Origin of the sequence: Mycobacterium sp. 1482292.6 (assembly GCF_001672995.1) — a bacterium.
In the GTDB taxonomy this organism is placed as follows: Bacteria; Actinomycetota; Actinomycetes; order Mycobacteriales; family Mycobacteriaceae; genus Mycobacterium; species Mycobacterium europaeum_A.
Genome location: NZ_LZKV01000120.1, coordinates 56,287 through 63,123, shown reverse-complemented (window position 1 = coordinate 63,123; position 6,837 = coordinate 56,287). Strand labels below are relative to the sequence as shown.

The window sequence follows — 6,837 nt, the reverse complement described above, 5'->3', positions numbered from 1 at the left end:
CGGGTTGGCCCGCAGGTCTTCCCGCTCGCGATAGCGTTCCATCTGCTCGGGGTTGGCGACGAACGCCTGCAGCCCGATGGCCAGCGCGGTCGAGGAGGTGTTGCGCTGGGCGTCACCGGTGGCGTACTGGACGCGCACCGCCAAGGTCGACGTCGAGATGGACGGCCAGCACATCGCCAAGGGCGAACGCGTGGTGTCGACGCTGCGTTCGGCCAACCGCGACGAGGAGGTGTTCTCCTCGCCGTTCACCTTCGACATCGGCCGACAGCCCAACCCGCACGTGGCGTTCGGCGGCGGCGGACCCCACCACTGCCTGGGCGCGATGCTGGCCCGGGCCGAACTGCGCGCGGTCCTCGACGAGCTGCTGCTGCGCTGCGACGACATCGAGATCGGTCCGGCGAAGGTGGCCCATCCGAATCTGACCACCAACATGTCGATCTACGACGAGATGGCCATCTCGCTGACCGAGCGGCGCTGAATCACTTACGCGCGAAAGCTCAGTCGACCAACCGCAGCGCGGCCTTGGGACATTGGTCCACCGCGGCCCGCACATCGATCTCCAGACGCGGCGGCACCGGGCCGTCCGCGATCTGCACGACGTCCTCGTCGCCCAGCTCGAACACTTCCGGCGCAAGCGATTCGCAGAAGCCATTGGCCTCGCACAAGTTCTCATCGACCGTAACGCGCATCAGCTGCCCTCCACTTCTCATAGGCCCTTGGGTCGGGTCCCGATCACCCCGCCGGTCGCCAGGCGGGTCAGTTCTTCGTCGGTCAGCCCGCACCTTTCGCGCAGGACCTCCTCATTGTGCTCGCCAAGCTTCGGCGGCGGCCGCAGCAGCCACCGCTGCTGGCCGGCGAGCCGGGCGAACGGCGGGCAGGGGTAGAGCCCCAGCCCGGTGCTCGAATGATGCAATGCCTCGAAAAAGCCGCGCTCGCGCAGTTGGGGGTTGTCGGTGACCAGCGACGGCGACACCACCGGCGCGGCGGGAATTCCCGCGCCCGCCAACAGCTCCACCGTCGCATCGCGTGGCCGCCCGATGAACCAGTCCGCCAGCCGGGCATCGATGTCGTCGGCTCGACGGTGCCGCCCGGCGATCGTGGACAGCTCCTCGTCGTCGCACCACACCGGTCGGTCCATCAACGCCACCAGCGCCCACCACTGCGCGTCGTCGCGAACGGTGATCGCGATCCAGTCGTCGGGTCCGGCGCACCGGTAGATGTTCTGGATCGCCGTGCCATGACCGCGGTTGCCGCGACGGCTCAACGTCACCCCGAACACTTCGGACTCGATCGCCTGAATCGCGGTGGCGTTGAGCACGGTTTCCAGCATCGGCAGCTCGACCAGCTGGCCGGTCTGAGTGCGTTCGGCGAAGTTCAGCGCGGCCAGCACGGCGAACGCGGCGTGCACACCGGCCAGCGGATCGCAGGCCCCGCGCGGTGTCACCGGGGGCGCGTCGGGCAGGCCGGTCACCCAGGCCAGGCCGGCGATCTGTTCCATGGTGGGCGCGAACCCGACGCGTTCGCGCCACGGCCCCTCGACGCCGAACGCCGGCATCCGGGCGAACACCAGTTTCGGGTTGACCTTGCGCAGCACGTCGTCGGTCAGCCCGAATTGCTCCATCACCCGCGGCGAGAAGTTCTCGATCACCACGTCGGCGCCGGCGACCAGCTCGGTGAACAGACCGCGGCCCCGCTCGGACCCCAAATCCAGTGTGACCGAACGCTTGTTGGTGTTCATCGCGTGGAACACCCAGCCGTACTCCCACCAGTCGTCCACGTCGGTGCGCATCCCGCCCGAATACCGGATGCCGTCGGGACGCTGGATCGACTCGATCTTGACGACGTCGGCGCCGAAGGCGGCCAGCAGGTGGGTTGCGGCGGGCCCGGCCCAGAAGGCGGTCAGGTCGACGACGCGGACACCGGCCAGCGGCAGCCCGTCGGGCTCCGGCTCCGCTTCGAATTGCGAACGGCGCCAGGGGGACTCGCTATCCCCCTCGCCGACGAGGGGCGTATCACCCACGGGTCTGGGTGCGCAGGCCGCCATCAGCCAGGGCGGCCGCGGCTGATCGAACCCGACGGGGTTGGCGACGAAGACTTCGCGCTCGCGCACGTACTCCAGCTCCCGGATGGTGGCACCGTTGCCCAGCGCCGCGATCGGCAGCCGGAACAGCTGTCCGAGTTCGACGATCTCCGCGACGGTCCGTTCGGCCAGCCAGGGACGGATCTGTTCGCGGATCAGGTCGCGGTATTGCCACCGGCCGATCTGAAACCGCAGCTGTTCGATCTCCTCCAGCTGCGGACATTCCACCATCGCGGCGAAATCGAGCCACTGTTGACCGGTGACCATGGTGATCCCGACGTAGCCGTCCTTGGCGGGTTCGATCGAGGGGACCTCGGTGGTGCGCCCGATCGGCGGGACGCACAGCAGCTGGGAATGCAGCCATTCGCTGCTCTGCATCGTGGTCAGCGCTTCCAGCATGGACAGGTCCAGGTGCTCGCCGGGACCGCCGCGCTCGACGCGGCGCCGGACGGCCAGGGTGCCGAAGGCGGCGAACACGCCGCCCATGTACTCGCCGAGATCGCCGCCGATGGCGATCGGCGGACCGGCGGGGTCGCCGCGGAAGCCGGGCGAGCCGGCCCACGCCTGCAAGGTGAACTCGGTGGCGGCCCGGTCCGCGTAAGGTCCGGTCCAGCCGAAGTCGGAGATGGTGACGATGATCGCCCGCGGCGAGTGTTCCAGCAGTCGTTCCGGGTCGATGCCCAGCGCCGCGGCGCGCGCCCGGCCGGCGGTGACGACGATCACGTCGGCGCCGGCCAGTTCGTCGCGGTAGCGCTGTGAGTCCGGAGCGAACGTCATGCTGCGCTTGCCCGCGTTGAGGTAGCTGAAGAACGGGGCGGCGCGCCCCTGGGCAAGCGGGGACCCGCTGGCGGTGTAGCTCCGCAACGAATCCCCTTGCGGCGGCTCGATTTTGCGCACCTGCGCGCCAGCGTCGAGCAGCAGCTTCCCGCAGTAGCTGCCCGCTATCCGGTCACTGATCTCGACGACACGCAAATCGTGTAGCGGTGTCGGCCGGCTGTCGGCCCGCTCGCTCAATTACACCCGCCCTTCCGATCGGCATGCGACCAGAGAAGCTATTTATATCATTACTGTTAAAATAGCTAAGCCAGCGAGTTGCTTGTGTTTTGAGGATCGGATGACCGCCTTGGGAATTGGCCCCGACGCCCGGCGCCGGCTGTCGGCGCCGCGGATCGCCGAAATCGTAGCCGACGAGTTGCGCCGTCAGATCATCGACGGTGAACTCGCGGACGGTGATCTCTTGCCACGTCAAGAGGTGCTCGTCGAACAATTCAATGTGAGCTTGGTGTCGCTGCGCGAAGCCCTGCGAATTCTGGAGACCGAGGGGCTGGTTTCGGTGCGGCGGGGCAACCGCGGCGGCGCCGTCGTGCACGCCCCGGCCAAGACCAGCGCCGCCTACATGCTCGGGTTGTTGTTGCAGAGCGAGTCCGTGGAGCTCGCCGACCTCGGCATGGCCCTGCAGGAACTCGAGCCCGCCTGCGCCGCCCTGGCCGCTCGCCGGCCGGACCGGGCGAGCACGTTGGTACCCGAACTCACCCGGATCAACGAGTCGATGGCCGAAAACCTGGACGATGGAAGGCTTTTCACCGAAATCGGGCGCGAGTTCCATGACCACGTCGTGCGCGGTTGCGGCAATCACACGATCATCGCGGTCGTCGGCAGCCTCGAGACACTGTGGAGCAGCCACGAACGACAGTGGGCCGACGAGAGCGCGTCCCGCGGCACCTACCCGTCGCTCACTCAGCGCCGCGCGGTGCTCAACACCCACGTCAAGCTCACCGAGACGATCGCCGAGGGCAACGTCGATCGGGCTCGCCGCATTGCGGGCCGGCACCTGGCCGACACGCAGACCTACGTCCTGTCCGGTCAGCACGACCAGCGCATCTACGCGCTCTCCCCGCAGGCGTTGTCGCGGCCGCGAGACATTCGGCACTCCTGAAGGGCGGCCTGCACGGTCATGCGAACCGCATTGGTCACCGGCGGTAGCGGCGGGATCGGAAAGGGCTGCGCCCGCAAGCTGGTTGAGCGCGGTTACGACGTGGTCCTCTCGGCGCGCCGCGAGGCCCCGCTGCGGGCCGCCGCCGAGGAGATCGGTGCCCGCCACATCGTCGCCGACGCGTCCGACCCCAGCAACTTTTCCGCTGCCATAGGCACATTGGCGGCGATCGATCTCGTCGTTCACGCCGCCGGCGCGCTCGGGGGTACCTACGCACGCAAGCAGACCTTCGAGCAGTGGCAGGCCATCATGTCGGCCAACCTGGATTCGTGCTTCGTGGTGACCTCGGCGGTCCTGCCGAAGATGTCGGCGGGCTCGCGGCTGGTGTTCATCTCGTCGTCGGCCGCACACGAGCCGATGCCGGCCCGCACCGCCTACTCCGCGTCGAAGGCCGGGATGAACGCGTTCGCGCGAGCCCTGGCGCTCGAGGTCGACCGCGACGGCATCAGCGTGCATATCGTCACGCCGGGCCCGGTGGCCACCGAGATGCTGCAGGACGTCCCCTTCGAGATGTATGCGATTCAGGTGGCGGACGTCGCCGAGGCGGTCGCCTGGCTGGACACCGTCGACCCGTCGGTCGATCTGCCGGAGATCCGGCTGTCGGCCGTGGAGCGTGGCCCGTTCGCGCGACCGCCGGTCGTACCGACCGAAGCCCGGCGCCGCGCGAAACGCGGCTGAGGCCTACGGCGCCGGAAAGGCTTTGATCACCGATTCGCCGAACTCGTGCAAGGACTCCGGAGCGGCGAAGTCGGCGAACCATACGTAGAACCGCTCTACCCGCTGGGCCGCCAAACCAGTGAAGTGTCCGATCAGCTCGTCGGCGTCGCCGCAGACCAGCCCCGATCCGAGGTTGCCGAATCGCCGGATGCTGACCTCGCGCACGCTATCGGGATCACTACCGGACCGCACGAAGCCGACCATCTGCTGAATCGACATCCGGGCCGTCCCCGCGGCCCCGGCGAGCTTCGGCAGCCGGTCGAGCTGGTGCGCCGGTAGATTCCACCAATCCGCGTGCTCGCGAACGAGTTCCATCATCATGGGTCCACTCCCACCCAGGACCAGCGGTATCGGGTGAGATCTCGGCGGCGCTTGCGGGGCCGGGCCGTTTCGCTCGTCGCCGTCGCCCCAGTACTGCTTGAGCAATCTCAGATGCCGGCCGAGTTGTTCGACCCTCGCCCGCGGATCCTGTTGGCCGACATCAAATCTGGTGAACTCCGACGGCCATGATCCCGCGCCGAGGCCTAGCTCGAACCTGCCCTCCGACGCCTCGGACAACGTGACGGCCTGTTTGGCGAGCACGGCAGGGTGCCGAAACGCGTCGCACAGCACCAGATGCCCGATCCGCAAGCGCTCGGTCTTGGCCGCCACCCAGCTGGCAATGCCCATTGCCTCCCAGATGCTTTCGTCGGGCAGCCCGGGCGCCTCGAGGTGATCGATGAAGGCGATACCGGCGAAACCGCTGGCCTCGGCCTGATGTGCCCGGTCCGCAATGTCGGCTGCCGACAATCTCACCTGGGGCAGGAACAGATACCACTCGGCCATGCGCCACCTCTACGTCGGATCCGTGCGATTGCGACGGCACGGCTAGTTTATTATCTTTACTATGTTAGAGGTCTTATGGATGTCGGGCTGAACTCGGAGCAGCTGACGCTGCGCGACACCGTACGCGACATATTACGTACGGAGTGTCCACCCGATGCCGCGCGTCAAGCGATCACCGACCCCGAGCGCTGGCGCACGCTGTGGAAGACGGTCGTCGACCTCGGCTGGACCGAGCTGGCCGCCCCGGGCGTCGGTGACTACGGACCGGTCGAGCTGGCCCTGGTTCTCGAGGAATGCGGTGCGGCGCTGGCCCCAATTCCGTTGTTGGGCAGCATAGGTCTGGCCGCGGGCCTGCTGCGCAACACCGGACTCGACGCGGTGCTGACCGACATCGCCGGCGGTGTCGTGGCCACCCTGGCGGTTCACGCCCACGGATCCCGACTGCCCGGTGCGCCCATGACACTGCGCCAAGGACGCCTGCGCGGCACGGCGATTGCCGTCCCCAACCTGTCGCGCGCCGAGCTCGTCGTCACGCTGGCCCGCTGCGACGACGGTGACACCGTGGCGGCGGTCGCGCGCTGCGGCGACGGCGTCACCGCGGTGCCGGCGGCCGAATCGACCGATCCCGCCCACCCGTTGGCCGGCGTCGAGATCGACGCCGAGCCCGTCGCGGTGGCGCCCGCCGACCTCGATTCGGCATTGACGGCGCCCTGGGTGGCCGCGGCCGCCGACCTGCTGGGCGTGGCGAGCGCCGCGCTGCACCGCTCGGTCGAGTACGCGAAGTCACGGCGCCAGTTCGGCCAGCCGATTGGTGCGTTCCAGGGCATCAAACACGCACTGGCGGACAACTACGTCAGCATCGAACGCGCCCGCAGCCTGACCTACGCCGCGGCGGCGCGCCTTGCCGAACCGGACACGCCCTCGACCGACATGTGGACCGCCGCGGCGTTGGCCAAGGCGGCGGCCAACGATGCGGCGGCCAGTTGCACGCGCACGGCCGTTCAGGTGCACGGCGCCCTGGGGCAGACCTGGGAGCACGACGCCCACCTCTACGTCAGGCGCGCCTGGCAGGGCGCCGCCCTGCTAGGCGACAGCCGCGCCCTGTATTACGAGGTGGGCCGCCGATTCTGTGGGGGTGCCGCGTGAGTCGCACCGGCGACGATGCAGCGGGGGCACGCCCCCACAAGTGGGAGGTACCCCCGCCCGCTTGCGGGGGACGCCG

6 protein-coding genes and 1 pseudogene are annotated in these 6,837 nt (G+C 68.6%); 4 read left to right on the top strand and 3 right to left on the bottom strand.

The annotated features are described in order from the left end of the window. Positions 1-82: 82 nt before the first annotated feature. A pseudogene (locus A5624_RS12765) lies at positions 83-478 on the top strand (cytochrome P450); the annotation flags it as partial. Between the two features lie 19 nt (positions 479-497). Here A5624_RS12765 and A5624_RS12760 read toward each other — a convergent pair. Both A5624_RS12760 and A5624_RS12755 read right to left on the bottom strand, forming a co-directional pair. Continuing rightward, a complete protein-coding gene (locus tag A5624_RS12760) occupies positions 498-689 on the bottom strand; it encodes a ferredoxin (protein ID WP_066866641.1) in 192 nt (63 codons plus the stop codon). Positions 690-706: 17 nt separating this feature from the next. Further along, the gene (locus A5624_RS12755) at positions 707-3,094 is read right to left on the bottom strand and encodes a CoA transferase (RefSeq protein ID WP_066866640.1); all 2,388 of its coding nucleotides are present in this window, start codon (positions 3,092-3,094) and stop codon (positions 707-709) included. A 100-nt stretch (positions 3,095-3,194) separates the two neighbouring features. Between A5624_RS12755 and A5624_RS12750 the strand changes: the two genes are divergently transcribed. Together A5624_RS12750 and A5624_RS12745 are read left to right on the top strand one after the other, a co-directional pair. After that, complete coding sequence (locus tag A5624_RS12750; protein ID WP_066866638.1) at positions 3,195-4,016, top strand: FadR/GntR family transcriptional regulator; 822 nt, start codon at positions 3,195-3,197, stop codon at positions 4,014-4,016. Positions 4,017-4,034: 18 nt separating this feature from the next. Beyond that, positions 4,035-4,751 carry an SDR family oxidoreductase gene (locus tag A5624_RS12745; RefSeq protein WP_066866636.1) on the top strand — a complete coding sequence of 239 codons (717 nt, stop codon included), beginning with the start codon at positions 4,035-4,037 and terminating at the stop codon, positions 4,749-4,751. Positions 4,752-4,754: 3 nt separating this feature from the next. On the opposite strand, the gene A5624_RS12740 is transcribed toward A5624_RS12745, so the two are convergent. Next, on the bottom strand, positions 4,755-5,615 hold the full coding sequence (locus tag A5624_RS12740) for an LLM class flavin-dependent oxidoreductase (protein WP_066866634.1): 861 nt from the start codon (positions 5,613-5,615) through the stop codon (positions 4,755-4,757). A gap of 75 nt (positions 5,616-5,690) precedes the next feature. On the opposite strand from A5624_RS12740, the gene A5624_RS12735 reads away from it, so the two are divergent. Beyond that, positions 5,691-6,761, top strand: coding sequence for an acyl-CoA dehydrogenase family protein (locus A5624_RS12735; protein ID WP_066866632.1), 1,071 nt, complete (start codon positions 5,691-5,693; stop codon positions 6,759-6,761). Positions 6,762-6,837 lie beyond the last annotated feature (76 nt).